This is a genomic window from Streptomyces sp. NPDC027189 (genome assembly GCF_055566975.1).
This window is the reverse complement of the sequence record NZ_JBVHRI010000019.1, coordinates 162,792-180,325: the sequence shown is the minus strand read 5'-3', so window position 1 is coordinate 180,325 and position 17,534 is coordinate 162,792. Positions and strand designations below refer to the sequence as shown.

The following is a 17,534-nucleotide window of genomic DNA, read 5'->3' as shown; positions in this document are numbered from 1 at the left end:
CCTGCTCGACCGTCACGCCCGGGCCGCGGTTCCTCGCGACCCGTACGACGTCCTCGCGGAACTCTTCCGGATAAGGCTTGGGCACAGCGACATCCCTCCCACCCGCCCTACAGGGCAAGCCAGTTCAGATGTCACCCGATCGTGCATCAGACCCTCGCCGATGCCGTGGATGAAGGACTTCGCGATTCCAACCCGGCAGCCAAGCGGCGCGGCCGAGGCAAGCGTGCCGGACGCTCTCGGAACCGCGGCCCCGAGAAGGTGGTGACCGACGCTCTCGGAATCCTGCTGACAGCCGAGCGCGCTTCGCTGCTGTCTGGCCGTGACGACGAATTCGTAGCCGTGGTCCTGAAGGGCTACACCGGCATGCGATGGGGCGAAATCGTCGGCTTGGAGCGCAAGTTCGTCCGCCCCGCATCGGTGCGGGTGGAGTGGCAGCTTTACGAGCTCGACTCGGGGGAGTTCGAGCGCTGCCCACCCAAGGACGACTCCTACCGGACCATCGACACGCCGAAGTGGCTGTCTGCCTTGGTCGCAGGCCATATCGCCCGGACCGGGTCGGCACCCTGCCCGTGCCACGAGCACACCTACGTATTCCGTGGCCACGGTCCCGCCAACGGTGCTGCCCGGCACGTCGGCGCAAAGTTGGTCGACGTCGCCCGCCGCGCCGAGGTCTCTGCGGCAACGGTCTCGAACGTGCTGAACCGTCCGGACATGGTCGCGGAGCGAACGCGGATCAGGGTGGAGACAGCCATCGCGGAACTCGGCTACGTCCGTGCGGGCCAGACGGGAGAGACGGCCGCACACTGGCGCCGTACCGGTTTCGGGACCTGGCTGTTTCACCCGGCCACGACGGGGTGGTACCCGAAGAAGGCCCCGCAGGAGGCACACCCCGTACCCGTGATGGCGCACCCCTGGCCGGGGGTACCGGCGCGGGGCCGGAATGCCTCGGGCCGTGCCGACGCGTGCTGGCTGCCGATCGCACGGGGTCTCACTCCGCACGGGCTCAGGCACTCCCATAAGACAGTCATGGAGGAGCTCGGGACCCCGCCCAAACTCATGGATGAACGGATGGGACACGAGGATGGCTCGGTGCAAGCCCGCTACTCGCACATCACAGCGCGGATGAGGAACCGGCTCATGGACGAACTGACCGAGCAGTGGGAGGGGGCGTTGGCGGCACGGTCTGCCATGCACCCGCGGTCACCAGTGCGCGCGCTCGATGCGCTGCTGAGAGCGAGTCACGAGTGACGTTGGGGAGTCGATTTTCCTTGATCCACTCCCCATTCACTCCCCAGGGACCCTGCTGAACGAGTCAGGGCCGGTTTCCCGTGAAGGGAAACCGGCCCTGACCTGGTGTTTCAGCTGTCGGGGTGGCGGGATTTGAACCCACGACCTCTTCGTCCCGAAGCAACTTGGGCGAGCGTGCCACCTTGGGCTGGAGTGTCCTTCACCTGTGCTGATGGTCCGCAGGCGTCCGCGTTCGTCCGCCGTTGTTCGTGGACGTTGTCACGCAGTTAGACACTCACCTGGTGCGACCCGGTGCGCGGGAACTGCCGCACGTCAACTCAGTTCTCCGGGCTTCGGCATAACCCTTCCAGTGTCGCAGATCAACTCCGCCAGCCCAGGCCAGAGCGGGGTGGGGGCGGTCACCCGTGGGCGTCCTCTGTCAGCTTCGGTCGGCCTCGCACGGCCCAGAGACGGCCCAGAAGACTGCCCGCTCGTCGCCGACATGATCCAGATCGCGTCCGCCCAGGGCCGTCTCCGCGAGAGCGAGGTCGCCGCTAGGGGCGCTGGCACTCAGCGACCGTGTCACCGAACTGCCTCCACCAAGTTCCTGCCGTCGTCACTCGACGCAGGCGGTCGGACACCCCCTTTATTGAGACATCACAGCAAAATGCGCGAATATAGCTGAAGAGGCTGTTTTGGTATGCGCCAGGGAGCCACAGATGGACGCCTTGGACGAACTTCATCGAAGGGCTTGCCCGTCGGCTCTTCTGACGCTGGACGGTGCCGTGCGCCGCCTCAACGCTGCTATGGCTACGGCGCTGGGCAGGCCGGCGGAGCAGTGCCTGGGACGTGACTTCGTGGACCTGTGGCCTGCAAGCCAGCGGATGTCGGCCGAAAGTCTGGTGGCCCACGCCGCCAGGGCGGATGCGGTCGCGATGCGGGAGCTGCACTTTCCCGGGCAGCACGGAATTCCCGTGACCTGTTTGTTTGAGGCGCGACAAGTGAAGGATCCCGCGGGTGACAAGCGGCTGATATGGGTGCGCGTCCTGGATGCACGAAACGACCTGGCCAGCCTGCTGATCCCGTTCCGGCTGGCCACCGCGGCCGCCGGCCTCGGCCTGTGGATGTATTCACCTGAGAGGGACCAGCTGGAGTGGCTCGGTGGCCTACCCAGCCTGGTCGCGCTCGTCCCGGATCCAACTGCGCCGATGTCCAAAATAATCTCGGCGATACACCCCGACGACAGGGAGGCCTTCCAGCAGCTCCTGCGCTCGGCCTCCATCCAGCGGTCCCCCTGGGTGAGGCAGCGGTACCACACCGCGCACGACGGCTGGCACCGACTGGCCGTTCAAGTCAGTCGGCTCCAGCTGGGCTTTGACGGCCCCGAACGGATCTTCGTGGTGGTCCGCGACGACACCAGGCAGGAGAAGCGCAAGCAGAAGGCGCAGGCCGCGCTGACTGCCGAGCGACAGCGCGCCAAGGACACCGCCGACTTCTCCTCCGCTTTGATCACCGCAGCCACGGAGCAGGAACTGCAGCAGGTCGTTCTGACCCGGCTCGCCGCGACCTTCGGCGCCTTCGGCACCGTGCTCGCACTCGTCGACGACAACCGCCTGTGCATCTCCACCGATGCCAGGAGAGACATGCGCGCGGTCGAGGCCCTGCACGGCCTGCGGCTGGACCAGCCGATCCCGCTGTCTGAGGCCATCCGTACCGGCAAGCCGCAGTTCATCACCGACCGGGAGGACTTCACCCGCCGCTGGCCGCACGCCCCACTTCTGCAGTTCATCCAGCTCGGCTCCGACTACGCCGTCTCGATCACCCCCCTCAGCGAGCCCGGCGATCAGGCACTCGGGGCCTGGTCGATGCTCTACCCCCGCGGATACCTGTTGTCCCTGGATGAGCAGACCCTCGTGGGCACGCTGGCTCGCCTGGCCGGCCAGGCACTCAAGCGGATCAGGTTGCAACAGGCACACGTCGAGCTGGCCACGGCGCTGCAGCAGACCATGCTCCCCGCGCTGCCCGAGCATCTCCCGGGCCTGGAGGTCGCCGCCCGCTACCGACCCAGCCGGGACGGGCTGGACATCGGCGGAGACTGGTACGACGCCTTCATGATGCCCGACGGTGCGATCGCACTGGAGATCGGCGACGTCCAGGGGCACGACGTGGACGCCGCCGCCTTCATGGGACAGGTCCGCTTGTCCCTGCGCGCGATCGCCGCCCAGGAACCGGATCCCGGAACCGTGCTGACCCGCACCAACGAGCTACTCGTCACGACCGCCCCCGCACGATTCGCCAGCTGCACTCTGCTGCACATCGACCCGCACGATGGACAGGTCACCGGCACCAGCGCCGGCCATGTGCCGCTGCTGTGCGCACACAGAGACGGCAGCCACGAGGTCCGCGAGCTGCCGGGCGGGCCGGTCCTGGGCGTCCTGCCCGGCACCGAATACCGCGAGGAGACCTTCACCCTGGACGACGACAGCTCGCTGGTCATGGTCACCGACGGCGTGGTCGAAGGACCGGGCCTGACGCTGGAAGCCGGACTGGAACGAGCCGGAACACTAGCCGCCCAAGCCGTCCACGACGGACTGGACGCCGAAGAGACCGCCGACCGCGTCCTCGACGCCGCGGTGGCGGTGGACCATCTCGACGACGTGGCCGTTCTGGTCATCCGACGCACATGACGGCGCCCGCGTCCTCACAGCCAAGGCCGCGGAGGGGCCCTCCTGCCCCAGTCACCACCTAAAGCCCCAGTTTGGAAGATCGCGTAACCGGATGCGGTCTGACCTGGCGAGACGCTGACCTGCGTGTTCGCCGGCGCCCGCCCCTAATTCGTTGGCGCTCGCCACAGTCGAGGGTTTTTGACCTGGAGGTCTAATTGCATGTTAGGGTCGCCCGCATGACAAGACCCAAGCAGTTCGACCCGGACGTCGCCGTGGAACAGGCCATGGAGGTGTTCTGGCGGAAGGGTTATGCGTCCACCACACCCCAGGACCTGGTGGACGCCCTCGGGATCGGAAAAGGCAGCCTCTACAACACCTTCGGCAGCAAACGCGGCCTGTTCGAGCAGGCGCTCCGGCGCTATCGCGAACGGCAGACGAGCGTGCTGCTGCAGGCGCTCGAGGAACCCGGACCGGCGAAGGCGCGCCTGCGCAGGGCTCTTGAGACCCTCGTGCGGACGGATCTGGCTGACCCGGACCGCCGCGGCTGCATGGCAGTGAACACGGCGGCGGTAGTGGCGCGGACCGACGAGGTGGCGACCGATCTCGTCCGCCGCGCCTTCGAGCGCAATGAGAGCGCCTTCCGTGCCGTGATCGAGGAGGGGCAGCGCTCGGGGGAGATCTCGCCCGAACGTGACCCCGCCAGCCTGGCCGCCATGCTGCAGAACACGGTGGTGGGGCTGCGGCTCGCGGTGCGCGTCGCCGATGATGCGGACCGGCCGGCCCGCATCATCGACGCGGTGATCGACTCCCTGTGACCGTCGGCCCCCCACTTTCGGGCTCTGGCCCCTGACGTCACCCACTGACCCCTGGCGTGCCCGCACCTGGGTCCCGTCTGCCCTTGTTTTGTACCTCGAGTTCAAGAATGGTGTTTCCGTGCAACCTTTCCTCAATACCCGTGCCGCCTTCTGGACCGCGGGCGCCGTCGTCGCCCTCGCACTCTGGACCAGCGCGTGCCCCACCATGACCTATCCGCTCTACCAGGCCGACTGGCACGTCTCGACGACCACGGTGACCTGGATCTTCGCCGCGTATCCGATCGCGCTGATCCCCGTTCTGATCGTCTTCAGCGACCTGTCCGACCACATCGGGCGGCGGTCCGCCATGCTGCTCGGCCTGCTGGCCGAACTCGCCGGGGTGCTCCTCTTCGCATTCGCCGACGGCGTCCCCTGGCTCCTGGCCGGGCGGGCGTTCATGGGCCTCGGCGTCGGCCTGTCCCTGAGCCCCGCAAGCGTGGCCATTGTGGAGTTCAGCGCCCCGGGCAAGGAAGGACGCGCCGGATCGGTCGGCACGGCCGTCTCCTCGTCCGGTATCGCCCTGGCCATGCTGGTCGGCGGCGCCCTGACCCAGTACGCCCCCTTCCCGCTGCACCTGAACTTCTTCGTCCTCGCCGCCGTGATCGCGGTCGTCGTCTGCTTCGTTGCAGGCATGCCGCACCACACCGCGAACGAGACGAGCACCCGGTGGCGCATGCGCGCGATCATCATCCCCCGGGGCAACCGCGGGGTCTTCGCCTCCGGCGCGTTCGCGTTCGCGTCGTCCTTCCTCCTCGGCGCAATCGTGCTGCCGCTCGGCGCGAAGATCGCCCACCAGCTGGCGGGTTCGACCAACGCCCTGGTCACCGGCGCGCTGCTGTCGGTGTTCGCGGCGTTCATCGCGGTCAGCGCCCTGCTGGCCCGGCGCCTGAGGCCGTGGACCCTGGTGACGGTCGGCGCAGCCGGGTCGGTCGCCGCGGTGTGGCTCTTCGTCGTCACCAGCGCCACCCACTCGATGGCGGTCTTCCTCCTCGCCTCGGCGTGCGCGGGCGCGGCCTACGCCTTCGACTTCGCCGGCGGACTGACCGTCCTCAACACCTACGCGGCGCCGCACCACCGCGCGAGCATGGTGTCCGGCGGCTACCTCGCCGGCTACCTCGCCCAAGGTGTCGGAGCGCCCGTACTCGGCTGGGTCGTCACCGCGCACGGACTGCCGACGGGCCTGCTCACCGGCGCCGCGTCCTTCAGCGTCTTCTTCGGCGCGGCGCTCCTCATGGGTCTGGTCATGCTGTCGCGCACGCGGCGTCCCGGATTCCGGGTGGCTGACGGCGTCGCGGCCCGTTCAGCCCCCGCCGCGCAGCGCGCCGCGGACGGCGTCCACGAAACCGTTGACCGTAAGTGAGCATTCAGCGCTATCGGAATCGCTCCAGGCTGGCGCCCACGACCCCGGCAAAGTTGACCTTTGATGGGTTTAGCTATTTGTCCGTGGAGAGAGGTGGCAAGTTGCCAGGCGGAGCCGAACGGTACCCGTGTTGCTCAACCCCACCTTCCCCAGCTCCCATCCCGTCTGCCGTCGGCCCACACACCGTGGAGCGGTCGTGGTTCAGGGCGTCAAGGTGGAGCGCGCCACTGTACGAACGACCTTGACGCCCTGGGCCGCGGCTGCTCGGCTTTGCCTGGGTCGATGGCGGACGGGATGGGAGCTCCCCGCGCACGCCACAACTCGGCCGGCACTCGCGAACGGCGCCCCGTCCATCTCGGAGCCTGAGCGCCCCCGCCGGAGGCATGCTTTGACCGTTGGCCGCGCTATGCGGTGCTCGACTCATGGCCACCGGCCCTATCCATACGTGGGCGCGCGTCGGCGCAGCGTGCGCGGAGCGGGCCGGAGGCAGGAGCGCAGCGCGCAGCGGAGCCGGGAAGCGCGCCCGGCGGAGCGGAGCGCAGCCGGGGCTTGAACTAGTAGAGAAAGTTGTAACTCACTCCGGCGAGCGCGCCTTGTCTTGTCTCGGTTGATGCTGACGCAGCGGCTTCACTTGACGCTTGACACTGCGCTTGGAGCGGCATGGCTGCGCGTTCCTGATAGGGCCTGTTCGGAGGGCTGTCTCCACGGACGTGGCGATCAGTGGAGTCGGCGGCAAGTCTGGAGCCGGTTGGAGTGCCATGCAGTGAGGGGGCATCTTTCGCGGATTAGATCCAAAATCCTCTGAGACGACGCTACCCTGCTCTAGCGGCGCTTCTTGCGCGTCGGAAGAAGGGGGCGTGTCTGATGGGTGATCTAACAAAGAGATTTCTGATTCCATGCATCCTGGTGATCGCAGGGCTTTTGGCATTCCCCGCTCTCGATGTCGCTTCAAGGATAGATAGCCTTTCTACTCAAGAGACGTACCCTTTCACGCGCTTCTTTTTTAACGTCGCCCCCTGGGTGGCGATTACCGTCTTCGCCGGTGGATCGATATTCTCGCTAATTAGGATATCGCGCGATCGTCCGGGTTGGACTCCGCTACTTCGGCGGCTGACGGTTGGATACTTTTTCACTATTTCCGCAGTAGTCCCGTTGGCTATTTATTGGCTGTTTGGGGGGCTTCTGATTATTTGCGTGATTTCTACGACCGGGAACATTTTGTGAACCCGAATTCTCCCGACTGGATCTCAATCTATGCACTTCTATGTGTAGCATTGCTGGTTGCGGCATTGCCGCCGGTCCTCGCTGGAGCTCCGAAGTGGCTGTCAAAGAACCTGGCGAATGGAAGTCCTGAGGCGGTTGAGGCCGAGCTTGCAGGGGCTCTTGGTTTGTCGAGCTCGGCGGCGGAGAGCGTCGAGAATAGTGATCTATCTCATGAGAATCATGGGCTGGAAGACCTGTCGGCCGACCCTCTAACTAGACTGGCGCTAGCTCAATCAGATGGTCACGCTCGGCTCATTCTCAAGTATTATGCGCAAGGCTATTCGCAGGCTAATCTTGGTTTTATTTCTAGTCTTGTCTTTGGGGTCGTGGGATTTATTACCATCCTGTTGTCTGCATTTTCTCTCTGGCTCAACGGAGGGGGCTCGGTTATTCCTACCTCTATCACGGGTGCGGCTGGCGGCATTAGCGGCGCTGTGAGCTTTCTTTTCTTTCGGCGTGCGGATAAAGGTCGGGAGCTCATGATGGAGCTAGTAGATAAACTTCGGTCTGACCGAGAGCAAGAGCTCAATGTCCTGAGATCTCTAGGGCAGATGGAAAAATTTGATGATGGCTCTCTTAAAGATGTACTGAGGACTGCGGCCACTCTGCAGTTTATGAATTCTTCTTTGAATCTGGAGGATCTGGCTAATTTTATGCGAGTGAGTAAGGAGATAGAGGGCCAGGGCTGAATCTCTTTCGAGCTAGCGCTCACCGTGGCGTCGAAGCCGCTAACCGGACATGGCGTCGTGACTCCAGCAGGCCGAAGCAGTAAAGACGGCCTGCTGGCTCTCATCTCTGCGGATTGTTTGATGCTGGTTCGCTTGTTTCAGTGGCCGGGGTGGGGCTTGAAGGCGTATGCGCAGGCTGGGATTTCGGCACCTCGGCGGTGAGCAAGTGGCAGGAAGATGGCCGGCCGGATCGTCCACGTGATGCGTGTGCTGGCCTGGGTGACTGACACTGTGCAGGGCTGTAAGCGCAGGAGGGCTCGTCGGGTTTCGGCGCGGCCGTCGTGGAGCCAGGCCCATACTTCGTCCGAGGCGTCCGGGTCGAGTGCCGGTGAGATTGTGCGGAGCGCGATGGCGACCCACCTGTCTGCCTGTGGGGCTGAGTAGGCGTCGAAGGATGCCCGGAGTGCCGGCCACTGCATGCCGTCGGTGATGTTCTCGGTCCAGCACTCGCACCAGAAGCCTCGCCGGGGCTTGTCCATCAGCACGGGTGGCCTCCCCGCTGGGCGTTCACGAAGAGTTCCGCGGTGACGGTGTATCCGCCGTTGGCGCCCTGGACGACGACCCTGTGGGCGAGGGCGCTGACCATGCCCAGGCCCCGGCCGTGCTCGGCGTCCTGGTCCTGGTGCTCGGCCTTCGGGGCCCTGTCCCCTCCGCCGTCGTCCGTGACCGACAGTGCGATCACCTGCGGTGCCACCGCCAAGGCCAGGTGGAAGCTCCCGCGTTCCCCGCCGCTGCTCGTGTGGAGGAGCGCGTTCGTGCTCAGCTCGCTCACGATCAGGGCCGCGTCGTCCGCCAGGGGCGATCCGCGCAGGATGTCTCTCGTCCAGCGGCGGGCCCGGCTGACCTCTTCCGGAAATCCTGGGCAAGTCAGTCCCCAGACTCGGACTCGACTCGTATACTCGTGCATACAAGTTCCTTCATGCTGGTAGGCCGCCATGTGCAGCGGGTTCGGGCTAGACGAGTTTCACGCCGTCGTGGGCGCGGACAGCCGGCGGGGTCATTGCGTCGAGTGCGTCCAGGACGCGGATCGCGTACGCCTCGTCGGCGAGGTCGGAGACTTCTTCACGGGTCACCCAGCGCAGGGCGCGGGTCTCGTCGCCGGTCGTGGGCGTGCCGTCGGCGGCCTCGCAGCGGAAGACCAGGGAGACGATCAGGCCCGTCATGTTCTTGTAGACGCCGGTCAGGGTCGCCGAAAGGGCGATCTTGATGCCGGTCTCTTCGAGTACTTCGCGTTGCAGTGCCTCGGGGATGGTCTCCTCGCGTTCGAGGACACCGCCTGGCGGCTCCCACTTGCCGTTGTCGCGGCGCTGGATCAGGAGGGCACGGCCCTGGGCGTCGACGACGACCCCGGCGACGCTCACGGAGTGCGGGCGTTCTGTGCTCACGTTCCTCGGCCCTCCCGGATGGCTAGGCTCTCCACCGTAGCAACTTCACTCGCCCACTCGTCTAGATACCTAAAGGAGTACACACAGTGAGCCCTCTTTCTTCGGGCCTCCTCGGTGATCTCGACCCCACGAGCGATCGTGCGGTCTTCCGGCAGATCGCCGACCAGCTGCGCGAGGCGATCGACCGTGGGCGATTCCGCGAGGGCGAGAAACTGCCCTCCGAAGCGGAGCTGGTCGAGCACTACGGGGTCTCCCGGATGACCGTCCGCAACTCCTTCTCCGTCCTCACCGGCGAGGGCCTGGTCCACGCCGAACACGGCAAGGGCGTCTTCGTCCGGCCCCGCCCGCCCGTGCGGCGTCTGGCCTCCGACCGGTTCGCCCGCCGCCACCGAGAGCAGGGCAAGTCCGCGTTCATCGTGGAAGCCGACGCCGCCGGCAGCCACCCGCAGGTCGACAGTCTTGAGGTCAAGGAGGAGAAGGCCAGCCAGGACGTCTCTACCCGGCTCGGCTCCGTCCGGCGCGTCCTGGCCCGGCGGCGCCGGTATCTGCTGGACGGGCGGCCGGTGGAGTTCGCGACCTCCTACCTCCCCCTCGACATCGCCCGCGGCACCCAGATCGCCGAACCCAACCCCGGCCCCGGCGGCATCTACGCCCGTCTGGAAGAGCTTGGCCACCGCTTGGACCACTTTGAGGAAGAGATCCGCGCTCGCATGCCCTCGCCCTCCGAGGTCAAGACGCTTCACCTCGCGGCCGGCGTCCCCGTGATCCACCTGGTCCGCACCGCCTTCGACACTGAAGGGCGGGCTGTGGAGGTGTGCGACACGGTCATGGCGGCGGACGCCTACGTGCTGTCGTATCAGCTTCCGGCGACCTGATCGTCAGGTTTGCGGTGGTGCGCAGGGGACGCTTCCTCAACTCGTACACCCCAACACGCTTACTCGTATAGACGAGTGGGCAAGTTGTGTGGCAGGGTGATCGTCATGAGCCCGGGAGATCGGGTTCATGGATTGCTACATGTATAGACGAGTAGATAGGGAGTGTGCTGTGCGCACCATCCGTGTGGAGACCACCGCCGCCACCATCCTGCTGACCGAGGCCCCCGAGCCGAAGGTCCGCGACCGCCAGACCGGCGAGATCGCCAAGGACGCGGTGAGCGGCGAGGCGCTGATGACCATCGGCGTCGTCTACATCGAGGACGGCGAGTCCGCTCTGATCAAGGTCACCGTTCCCGAGGGCGGCGTGTCCGAGGGGCTCGTCCTGGGCTCGCCCGTCTCGCTGCCGGGGCTCATCGCCCGGCCGTGGGAGTCCGTGTTCAACGGGCAGCAGCGTCACGGCATCGCCTACCGGGCCGCCGCCGTCACCCCGGCCGCCTTCCCGGCCAGCACCGGGGCTGCCGCCTGATGTCCGACCTGACGACACTTCTGGAGGTGGGTGGTCCACTCGCCGCGCTCGGTGGCGGGGCCGCCTACACCCGGGCCAAGCATCCGGCGGTCTACTGGTCTGCGGTCGGCGGCCCGATGTCCACAGTCCGCCTGCTCAGCTCGTACGGCTCCGTCATGGAAGCCTGCGGTCTGACTGTGGCGCCCTCCCGACTGCGGGTTCTCGCGGTCAAGGCCACCACCCGGCGGGAGGTCCGGCCGGTCCCGCCCCGCCGGGGCCTCCTCCGTCCCACCTCGACCGGGCTGCGGCTTCGCCTCCGGCTTGCTCCCGGGCAGGAACCCGCCGACGTCGCCGCCTCGGCCGAACGCCTGCGGCACGCCTGGGGAGTCCATGCTGTGTACGTCACCACCGTCAAACCGGGGGTCGTGGAACTGCGGCTCGTCGGCTACGACGTGCTCCGCCGCGTCCGGATGCCCCGCAAGACCGGTGGCGGCTTCCTGAAGGTGCCGGTGGCGTTGCGCGAGGACGCCGTGCCCTTCGTCCGCGACTACCGCACCGTGCCTCACCAACTCACCCTCGGTGCCACCCTGTCGGGCAAGTCCATGTACCTGCGCCACCTCATCTCCGGCCTCGCTCGTCAGGACGGCGTTGCGCTCGTGGGAATCGACTGCAAGCGGGGCGTCGAACTGGCGCCCTTCGCCGCCCGCCTCTCCGCCCTCGCCACCGACCCGGACGAAGCCGCCGAACTGTTGCCCGTGCTCGTCAAGGTAATGGAGGACCGATACGACCTGATCAAAGCCCGCCAGGGCATCGCCCCGAATGCCCCCGACGAGGAGATCACCTCAGACATCTGGGGCCTGCCCGACACCCAACGCCCCACCCCCATCGTCCTGTTCATCGACGAAGTCGCCGAACTCTTCCTCACCGCCACCCGCAAGGACGAAGACCGCCGCGACGAGATGGTCACCCAGCTCATCCGCCTCGCCCAACTCGGCCGCGCGGCCGGCATCTACCTCGAAGTCTGCGGCCAGCGCTTCGGCGCCGAACTCGGCAAGGGAGCCACCATGCTCCGCGCCCAGCTCACCGGCCGCGTCTGCCACCGCGTCAACGACGAAGCCTCCGCCAAGATGGCCCTCGGCGACATCGCCCCCGAAGCCGTCTACGCCGCCTGCTCCATCGCCCCCGAGACACCCGGCCTCGCCGTCGCGGGCGACACCTCCGGCGGCTGGTCCCGCATCCGCACCCCCTACCGCTCCCTCGCCGACGCTGCCACCGTCTGCCACGACTCGGCCGACCTGGTCCCCGACGTCCCCGCCCTCAAGCCCTTCCGGCCCGACGTCCCCGTACGACCACACACCACACCCGGCCCGGTCGTGCAGCCGCACCCCGTCACCGACTGACCCCCGGCTTCGCCGCGCCGTGTCCCTACCCCTCCCATGCCCGAAACCGGAAGGAGCCGCATCATGCGCGCCCAGCCTGCCCGCGTCGACGCGGTGCTCGTCCAGGCGCTCATCGCCGCCGCACTGTCCTTCGCCCACCTCCACGACGTCGCCTCAGCCGCTGGCCAGGACGGATGGAAAGCCTGGGCCTACCCCGTCTCCGTCGACCTGCTGCTCGTCGCCGGCTGGCGCCGACTCCGCACCGGCACCACCAAAGCCGCCGCCTGGTGCTGGTTCGTCATCGCCCTCATCGCCTCCCTCGGCGCGAACGTCGCCACCGCTGGCCTCCTCGACCTCGGCAACGTCCCGGCCTGGCTGCGCATCCTCGTCGCCGGATGGCCAGCCGTCGCCTTCCTCGGCGGCACACTCCTCGCCCACACGACCCCGAAGGCACCCGCCGCCGTAGAGGTCGCTGACGGCCATGAGCAAGAACCCGAACCGACTCCCGAGACGCAGGCTGAAGAACGACCACCCGCACCCCCAACCGTCCCGGTCCCGGCCGCGCTCGTCGCGCACGCCCGCAAGGTCGCCACCGAGCACCACGCCCGCACCGGCAACCCCATCGACGCCCCCACCCTCCGCGCCCGCCTCGGCGTCCCGGCCCCCATGGCCGAAGCCATCGCCGCCCAGCTCTGAAAGGAGAACCAGGACCCGTGACCGCCAACCGCCGCTTCCGCAACGTCACCCGCATCGGCCCCGTCCAGGTCGGCACCGCCTACGACGACCGGGGCCGCGAGAAGCACACCGCCGCCTGCACCGCCCCGCGCTGCGGCTTCTCCGCCGACTACGACAGCCGCGCCGCCGCCGAACTCGCCGCCCGCACCCACCGCTGCCCCGTCCGCTGAAGGGACTCCGAACACCGTGACCCTCAACCTGCCGCTCGTCGTCGTCCTCGGCTTCTTCGCCTGGGCGGCCGTCAAGTACCTCGGCGTCCGCACCTGGATCGTCGTCCTGGTCGCCCTCTTCGGCTTCTGGCTCTCCCACACCTTCCTCGCCCCCGCCATCGAATCCGGCACCCGTAGCGGTGTGACGGTCATAAACGGCTCACATGCCTAGACGAGTAGATAAGGAGTTTCCCGGCCGTGTTCCTGCCCAAGTACCCCGACAGCCCCACCCCGCCGCCCGCACACACCCACACCCCGACCGACCCGGCCCCCGCCCGGCGCTCCGCGCTCCCGGCCGTCTCCGTCAGTACCGGCGCCGTCGTCGCCGTGCTCACGGGTGGCGTGGTCCTCACCGCGCTCCTGGCCGCCGTCGCTGTGTCGGCCATCTCCGTGGCCATCGCCGCCGTGGTCCTGCGCTCCCTGCTGCGCGAGCACAACCGGCGCTAACCCCTCTGCCCGACCCCTGGGGCGGCTTCGACACCGCCCAGCATCTGGCCGCCCCGGGGCCCGTCACTCCTGACCGAGCCAGCCAGAAGGAGCCAGCCATCTTCACCCGCACCACCCCGCCCCCGCTCCGCGAACTCACCAACCTCGCCTCGGGCGGCACCTTGCCCGGTATCCTCCGCCAACTCTCCGGCCTCGGCGGCTGCACCAACCCCATCCGCCTCGACGGCCACCGCACCGAGTACGACGTCGACACCACGACCGGCGAGATCGGCCGCATCCTCCAGCACCTCGACTCGACCGACCTGCCCGCCGGCCAACTCCTCGTCCGCTGCAACAACCGCCGCACCACCCGCTGCGCGGCCTGCGCCGAGGTCTACCGCCGCGACACCTTCCACCTCATCTCCGCAGGCCTACGCGGCGGCAAGGGCACCCCTCAAGACGTCGCCGCTCACCCTCGCGTCTTCGCCACCTTCACCGCCCCCGGCTTCGGCCCGGTCCACAACCGCCGCACCGACGGCCGCCCCTGCCGCTGCGGCACCCACCACGACCAGGACGACGACACTCTCGGCACCCCGCTCGACCCCAACACCTACGACTACGAAGCCGCCGTCCTCTGGAACGCCCACGCAGGCGCCCTCTGGCGCCGCTTCTCGATCTACCTCCGCCGGGAAGTAGCCAAGCGCTCGGGCCTCTCCCAGCGCCGCCTACGCGACCACGCCCGCGTCTCCTTCGCCAAGGTCGCCGAGTACCAAAAGCGAGGCGCTGTCCACTTCCACGCCGTCATCCGCATCGACGGCCCTAACGGCGGCGACACCCCGCCCCCGCCCTGGGCCACCGCCGAACTGCTCACCGACGCCATCCAAGCCGCCACCACCAAAGTCCGTGTCGACGGCCCGACCCTCGATGGCCACACCCACACCTTCACCTTCGGCCGTCAGCTTGACGTCCGCCCGATCCGCTCCGCCGACTTCGACGGCGGCCAGGAACTCACCGAACGCGCCGTCGCCGCCTACATCGCCAAGTACGCCACCAAAGGCGCCGAGACGGCTACGGGCGCCCTCGACCGGCCACTGAAGTTCGCCGCCGAACTCGCCCAGCTCGACATCAGCGACCACGCCCGCCGCCTCATCCGAACCGCCTGGACCCTCGGCGCCCGCAAAGACCTCGAACACCTCCGCCTTCGTGCCTGGGCCCACATGCTCGGCTTCCGCGGCCACTTCTCCACCAAATCCCGCCGCTACTCCACCACCCTCGGCGCCCTCCGCGACGCCCGCGCCGAATGGCGCCGAGCACAAGCAGCCGCCGCCAGCCCCCACCTGGACACGACGTACGTCCTCGCGCACTGGGTCTTCGCCGGCACCGGCCTCAGCGCCGCCGAGACCTGGCTTGCCGCATCCCTCGAACCCGCACCCGGAACAGAAGGAGAACCCACCCCATGACCACGGCGGCGCCCGAACTCCTCACCGTTCCACAGGTCATGACGCGGCTCAAGGTCGGCCGCACCAAGGTGTACGACCTGATCCGCACCCGGCGCCTGGTCTCCATCAAGGTCGACGGCTGCCGCCGCATCCCCGACGACGCCGTACGTGCCTTCATCCGGGGTCAGATGGGAGACGCGGCCTGATGACGAAGCGTCGTAGTCGCGGTGACGGTGGTCTGCACTGGGACGAGAAGAGACAGCGTTGGATCGCCACGGCGAACCTCGGCTTCGACCCGAGCGGCAAGCGGATCGTGAAGCGGGGGAGTGGCAAGACCAAGACGGAGGCGAAGAACAAGCTCAAGGAGGTGCTGCGGGACCACGAGGACGGTCTGGCCATCGCCCGACCAACTACACAGTCAAGGACGCGGTGAAGGACTGGCTCGCCTACGGCCTGGCCGGCCTCGACCCCAGCACTGTCGAGACCACGACCCTCCTGAGTGAGAAGCACGTCATCCCGTCACTCGGCGCACGCAAGCTCCGCGACCTCAGCGCGGAGGACGTAGACCGCTGGCTGGCAGCCAAGGCCAAGACCCTCAGCACACGCACACTCCAGGGCCTTCACTCCTGCCTGAACCGTGCGGTCAAGCGGGCCATGGCGCGGGACAAGGTGAAGCGCAACGTCGTCGAGCTGTGCTCCGTGCCGCAGGGGCAGGCTGGGCGCCCCTCCAAGGCGCTCACGTTCGCCCAGGCTGAGGCGGTGCTCAAGGGGGCCGAAGGGACCTCGATGTACGCCTACATCGTGGTCGCGCTGCTGACCGGGGCCCGCACTGAGGAACTGCGGGCCCCCACCTGGGACCACGTCTTCCTGAAGGGGCGTCCCGAAATGGATCCGCCGCAACCTCCACACATCGCCGTGTGGCGGTCGGTCCGGCGGAGCGGGGACACCAAGACCCGGAAGTCCCGGCGCACCCTCGCCCTGCCGGCGCGTTGCGTCGAAGCTCTCTGGCAGCAGTTCGAAGACCAAGGCTGGGACCGGCTCGCTGCTGAGGACACGTGGGAGGAACACGGGCTCGTCTTCTCCTCGGCCGTCGGCAAGCCACTCGACGCTGCCAACGTTCGCCGCGCCTTCCGCCAGGCGCTCAAGGCCGTCGACGGGATCAAGGCCGACGAGTGGACGCCCCGGGAGCTCCGGCACAGCTTCGTGTCGCTGCTCTCCGACCTGGGCGTCCCGCTGGAGGAGATCTCCCGGCTTGTCGGCCATTCGGGTACGGCCGTGACCGAGGAGGTCTATCGGAAGCAGATCCGGCCCGTGATCCAGACTGGCGCGGTGGTCATGGACGGGATCTTCGGCGCTGATCCGCAGCGGTCGTAGACACTCGGGAATCGATAGTCACGCAGTTAGACACGCAGCCCAAAACAAGTCAGCCACCTACTCACGTGAGTAGGTGGCTGATCTGCTGTTTCGGCTGTCGGGGTGGCGGGATTTGAACCCACGACCTCTTCGTCCCGAACGAAGCGCGCTGCCAAGCTGCGCTACACCCCGATTGTCGCTGCTTGTCGCGGCGACGTCGTTTACTTTAGCCCACTGGTGGCCGGAGACGAAATCCGGTTTTCAGGGCGTCGTACGCGACGGCGAACCGGGTCGGGGCGCAGGTGGTCGACGGCGACGGCGAGGAGGGCGAGGGCGTAGAAGGCGAGGCCGAGGATCGCCGCGTTGCCGAGGATGCCGCCGTAGCCGTGCTGGTCGACGTCCACGAAGGGGTAGAGGTACCGCATGGGGGTGCCGGGGGACATCATCGCGCCTCGGGCCAGGGAAAAGGCCAGGTAGGCGAGGGGGTAGACGAGCCACGTGGCCGCGTTTCGAACGGCCAGTGGGGTCGGGCGGGTCAGCAGGAGCCAGTCGGCCAGTACCGCGATCGGCGTCACCGTGTGCAGGAGGTGGTTGGCCACCGCTGGCCAGCCGGTGAGCGGGGCGACGTCATCCGTCATCGAGAAGCCGCCGGACTGGTTCGTCAGGATCAGGTGGTAGACCAGGCCCGTGATCGAGATGTAGAGCAGTGTGCCGCCCGTCACAACGCCAGGCAGGGGGCGGCGGGCCATCCACGCGCGCCAGGCCGAGGCGGTGAAGACGAGGGCCACGAGAGCGTTGCTCTGGATGTTGAAATAGCTGAGGACGCGGACCGGATTGCCCAGGGTCAGGTCGATGGTCACGCCCGTCGCCGCCGCGAGGGCCACGACGAGGCGGAAGGTCGCCGCCATCGGGCGGCGCGAGGGGGCCACCACCGCTGTCGCGGGGACGACGGAGGGCGTCGGTGGGGGCATACCCGGTATCGCGGGGAGGTCGGGCATGTCCTTGGGCATGGGGGCGATCATGGCCCCACGCTAAGTGGATCGGGCGAATCGGGCGATATGGTGCGTCTGGGTGGGTTACATCGCCCCCACCGGCGCCCCTGCCTTCGCCCGGAGCTTGGCCCGTAGCTT

The 17,534-nt window shown here is 67.7% G+C and carries 17 protein-coding genes, 1 tRNA gene and 2 pseudogenes; 15 read left to right on the top strand and 5 right to left on the bottom strand.

The genetic code is table 11. The features are described 5' to 3' along the window. Positions 1-150: 150 nt before the first annotated feature. The 5 genes and pseudogenes from ACZ4RZ_RS35525 to ACZ4RZ_RS35505 all read left to right on the top strand — a co-directional run. A pseudogene (locus ACZ4RZ_RS35525) lies at positions 151-1,248 on the top strand (LacI family DNA-binding transcriptional regulator); the annotation flags it as partial. A 698-nt stretch (positions 1,249-1,946) separates the two neighbouring features. Beyond that, positions 1,947-3,914 carry a SpoIIE family protein phosphatase gene (locus ACZ4RZ_RS35520; RefSeq protein ID WP_399075608.1) on the top strand — a complete coding sequence of 656 codons (1,968 nt, stop codon included), beginning with the start codon at positions 1,947-1,949 and terminating at the stop codon, positions 3,912-3,914. A gap of 215 nt (positions 3,915-4,129) precedes the next feature. Then, a complete protein-coding gene (locus ACZ4RZ_RS35515; protein ID WP_399075606.1) occupies positions 4,130-4,708 on the top strand; it encodes a TetR/AcrR family transcriptional regulator in 579 nt (192 codons plus the stop codon). 118 nt (positions 4,709-4,826) lie between these two features. Next, positions 4,827-6,107 (top strand): MFS transporter, encoded by a 1,281-nt coding sequence (locus tag ACZ4RZ_RS35510; protein ID WP_467750949.1) that lies wholly within the window; start codon positions 4,827-4,829, stop codon positions 6,105-6,107. A gap of 1,088 nt (positions 6,108-7,195) precedes the next feature. Further along, positions 7,196-8,059 (top strand): TRADD-N-associated membrane domain-containing protein, encoded by an 864-nt coding sequence (locus ACZ4RZ_RS35505; protein WP_467750947.1) that lies wholly within the window; start codon positions 7,196-7,198, stop codon positions 8,057-8,059. A 137-nt stretch (positions 8,060-8,196) separates the two neighbouring features. Here ACZ4RZ_RS35505 and ACZ4RZ_RS35500 read toward each other — a convergent pair whose 3' ends face one another. The 3 genes from ACZ4RZ_RS35500 to ACZ4RZ_RS35490 are packed head-to-tail and all read right to left on the bottom strand — an operon-like array spanning position 8,197 to position 9,459. Then, positions 8,197-8,577 carry a hypothetical protein gene (locus tag ACZ4RZ_RS35500; RefSeq protein WP_467750965.1) on the bottom strand — a complete coding sequence of 127 codons (381 nt, stop codon included), beginning with the start codon at positions 8,575-8,577 and terminating at the stop codon, positions 8,197-8,199. Next, positions 8,577-9,005 carry an ATP-binding protein gene (locus tag ACZ4RZ_RS35495; protein ID WP_467750945.1) on the bottom strand — a complete coding sequence of 143 codons (429 nt, stop codon included), beginning with the start codon at positions 9,003-9,005 and terminating at the stop codon, positions 8,577-8,579. Before ACZ4RZ_RS35495 ends, ACZ4RZ_RS35500 begins: the two co-directional genes overlap by 1 nt. 46 nt (positions 9,006-9,051) lie before the next feature. Next, complete coding sequence (locus ACZ4RZ_RS35490) at positions 9,052-9,459, bottom strand: NUDIX hydrolase (protein WP_467750964.1); 408 nt, start codon at positions 9,457-9,459, stop codon at positions 9,052-9,054. A gap of 110 nt (positions 9,460-9,569) precedes the next feature. On the opposite strand from ACZ4RZ_RS35490, the gene ACZ4RZ_RS35485 reads away from it, so the two are divergent. The 10 genes and pseudogenes from ACZ4RZ_RS35485 to ACZ4RZ_RS35440 all read left to right on the top strand — a co-directional run bounded on the left by ACZ4RZ_RS35485 (position 9,570) and on the right by ACZ4RZ_RS35440 (position 16,425). Then, positions 9,570-10,358, top strand: coding sequence for a GntR family transcriptional regulator (locus ACZ4RZ_RS35485; protein ID WP_351317021.1), 789 nt, complete (start codon positions 9,570-9,572; stop codon positions 10,356-10,358). 169 nt (positions 10,359-10,527) lie between these two features. Next, complete coding sequence (locus tag ACZ4RZ_RS35480; protein ID WP_467750944.1) at positions 10,528-10,884, top strand: SCO3933 family regulatory protein; 357 nt, start codon at positions 10,528-10,530, stop codon at positions 10,882-10,884. Further along, a complete protein-coding gene (locus ACZ4RZ_RS35475) occupies positions 10,884-12,263 on the top strand; it encodes an FtsK/SpoIIIE domain-containing protein (RefSeq protein ID WP_467750942.1) in 1,380 nt (459 codons plus the stop codon). The genes ACZ4RZ_RS35480 and ACZ4RZ_RS35475 overlap by 1 nt, the downstream gene beginning before the upstream one ends. A gap of 63 nt (positions 12,264-12,326) precedes the next feature. After that, complete coding sequence (locus ACZ4RZ_RS35470; RefSeq protein ID WP_467750940.1) at positions 12,327-12,938, top strand: DUF2637 domain-containing protein; 612 nt, start codon at positions 12,327-12,329, stop codon at positions 12,936-12,938. Between the two features lie 17 nt (positions 12,939-12,955). After that, positions 12,956-13,147 (top strand): mobile element transfer protein, encoded by a 192-nt coding sequence (locus ACZ4RZ_RS35465; protein WP_123975881.1) that lies wholly within the window; start codon positions 12,956-12,958, stop codon positions 13,145-13,147. Between the two features lie 16 nt (positions 13,148-13,163). After that, entirely contained in the window at positions 13,164-13,358 is a 195-nt protein-coding gene (locus ACZ4RZ_RS35460; RefSeq protein ID WP_132888888.1) for a hypothetical protein, read from the top strand. Between the two features lie 26 nt (positions 13,359-13,384). After that, positions 13,385-13,633 (top strand): SpdD protein, encoded by a 249-nt coding sequence (locus tag ACZ4RZ_RS35455; RefSeq protein WP_467750939.1) that lies wholly within the window; start codon positions 13,385-13,387, stop codon positions 13,631-13,633. A gap of 161 nt (positions 13,634-13,794) precedes the next feature. Then, the gene (locus ACZ4RZ_RS35450; protein WP_467750937.1) at positions 13,795-15,072 is read left to right on the top strand and encodes a replication initiator; all 1,278 of its coding nucleotides are present in this window, start codon (positions 13,795-13,797) and stop codon (positions 15,070-15,072) included. Beyond that, positions 15,069-15,257, top strand: a complete 189-nt coding sequence (locus tag ACZ4RZ_RS35445; RefSeq protein ID WP_467750936.1) for a helix-turn-helix domain-containing protein — start codon at positions 15,069-15,071, stop codon at positions 15,255-15,257. The genes ACZ4RZ_RS35450 and ACZ4RZ_RS35445 overlap by 4 nt, the downstream gene beginning before the upstream one ends. Beyond that, a pseudogene (locus ACZ4RZ_RS35440) lies at positions 15,257-16,425 on the top strand (site-specific integrase). Before ACZ4RZ_RS35445 ends, ACZ4RZ_RS35440 begins: the two are co-directional and overlap by 1 nt. A 97-nt stretch (positions 16,426-16,522) precedes the next feature. Here the strand turns inward: ACZ4RZ_RS35440 and ACZ4RZ_RS35435 are convergent. Continuing rightward, positions 16,523-16,596: transfer RNA gene (locus ACZ4RZ_RS35435), tRNA-Pro, on the bottom strand. Positions 16,597-16,625: 29 nt separating this feature from the next. Further along, positions 16,626-17,426, bottom strand: coding sequence for a Pr6Pr family membrane protein (locus tag ACZ4RZ_RS35430; protein ID WP_467750935.1), 801 nt, complete (start codon positions 17,424-17,426; stop codon positions 16,626-16,628). Positions 17,427-17,534: the final 108 nt, after the last annotated feature.

Bases quoted from the DNA above. Each gene is read 5' to 3' on its own strand.
- ACZ4RZ_RS35520 (WP_399075608.1), top strand. From the start codon at position 1,947: ATGGACGCCTTGGACGAACTTCATCGAAGGGCTTGCCCGTCGGCTCTT.
- ACZ4RZ_RS35515 (WP_399075606.1), top strand. From the start codon at position 4,130: ATGACAAGACCCAAGCAGTTCGACCCGGACGTCGCCGTGGAACAGGCC.
- ACZ4RZ_RS35500 (WP_467750965.1), bottom strand. From the start codon at position 8,577: ATGGACAAGCCCCGGCGAGGCTTCTGGTGCGAGTGCTGGACCGAGAAC.
- ACZ4RZ_RS35495 (WP_467750945.1), bottom strand. From the start codon at position 9,005: ATGCACGAGTATACGAGTCGAGTCCGAGTCTGGGGACTGACTTGCCCA.
- ACZ4RZ_RS35475 (WP_467750942.1), top strand. From the start codon at position 10,884: ATGTCCGACCTGACGACACTTCTGGAGGTGGGTGGTCCACTCGCCGCG.
- ACZ4RZ_RS35470 (WP_467750940.1), top strand. From the start codon at position 12,327: ATGCGCGCCCAGCCTGCCCGCGTCGACGCGGTGCTCGTCCAGGCGCTC.
- ACZ4RZ_RS35445 (WP_467750936.1), top strand. From the start codon at position 15,069: ATGACCACGGCGGCGCCCGAACTCCTCACCGTTCCACAGGTCATGACG.
- ACZ4RZ_RS35430 (WP_467750935.1), bottom strand. From the start codon at position 17,426: ATGATCGCCCCCATGCCCAAGGACATGCCCGACCTCCCCGCGATACCG.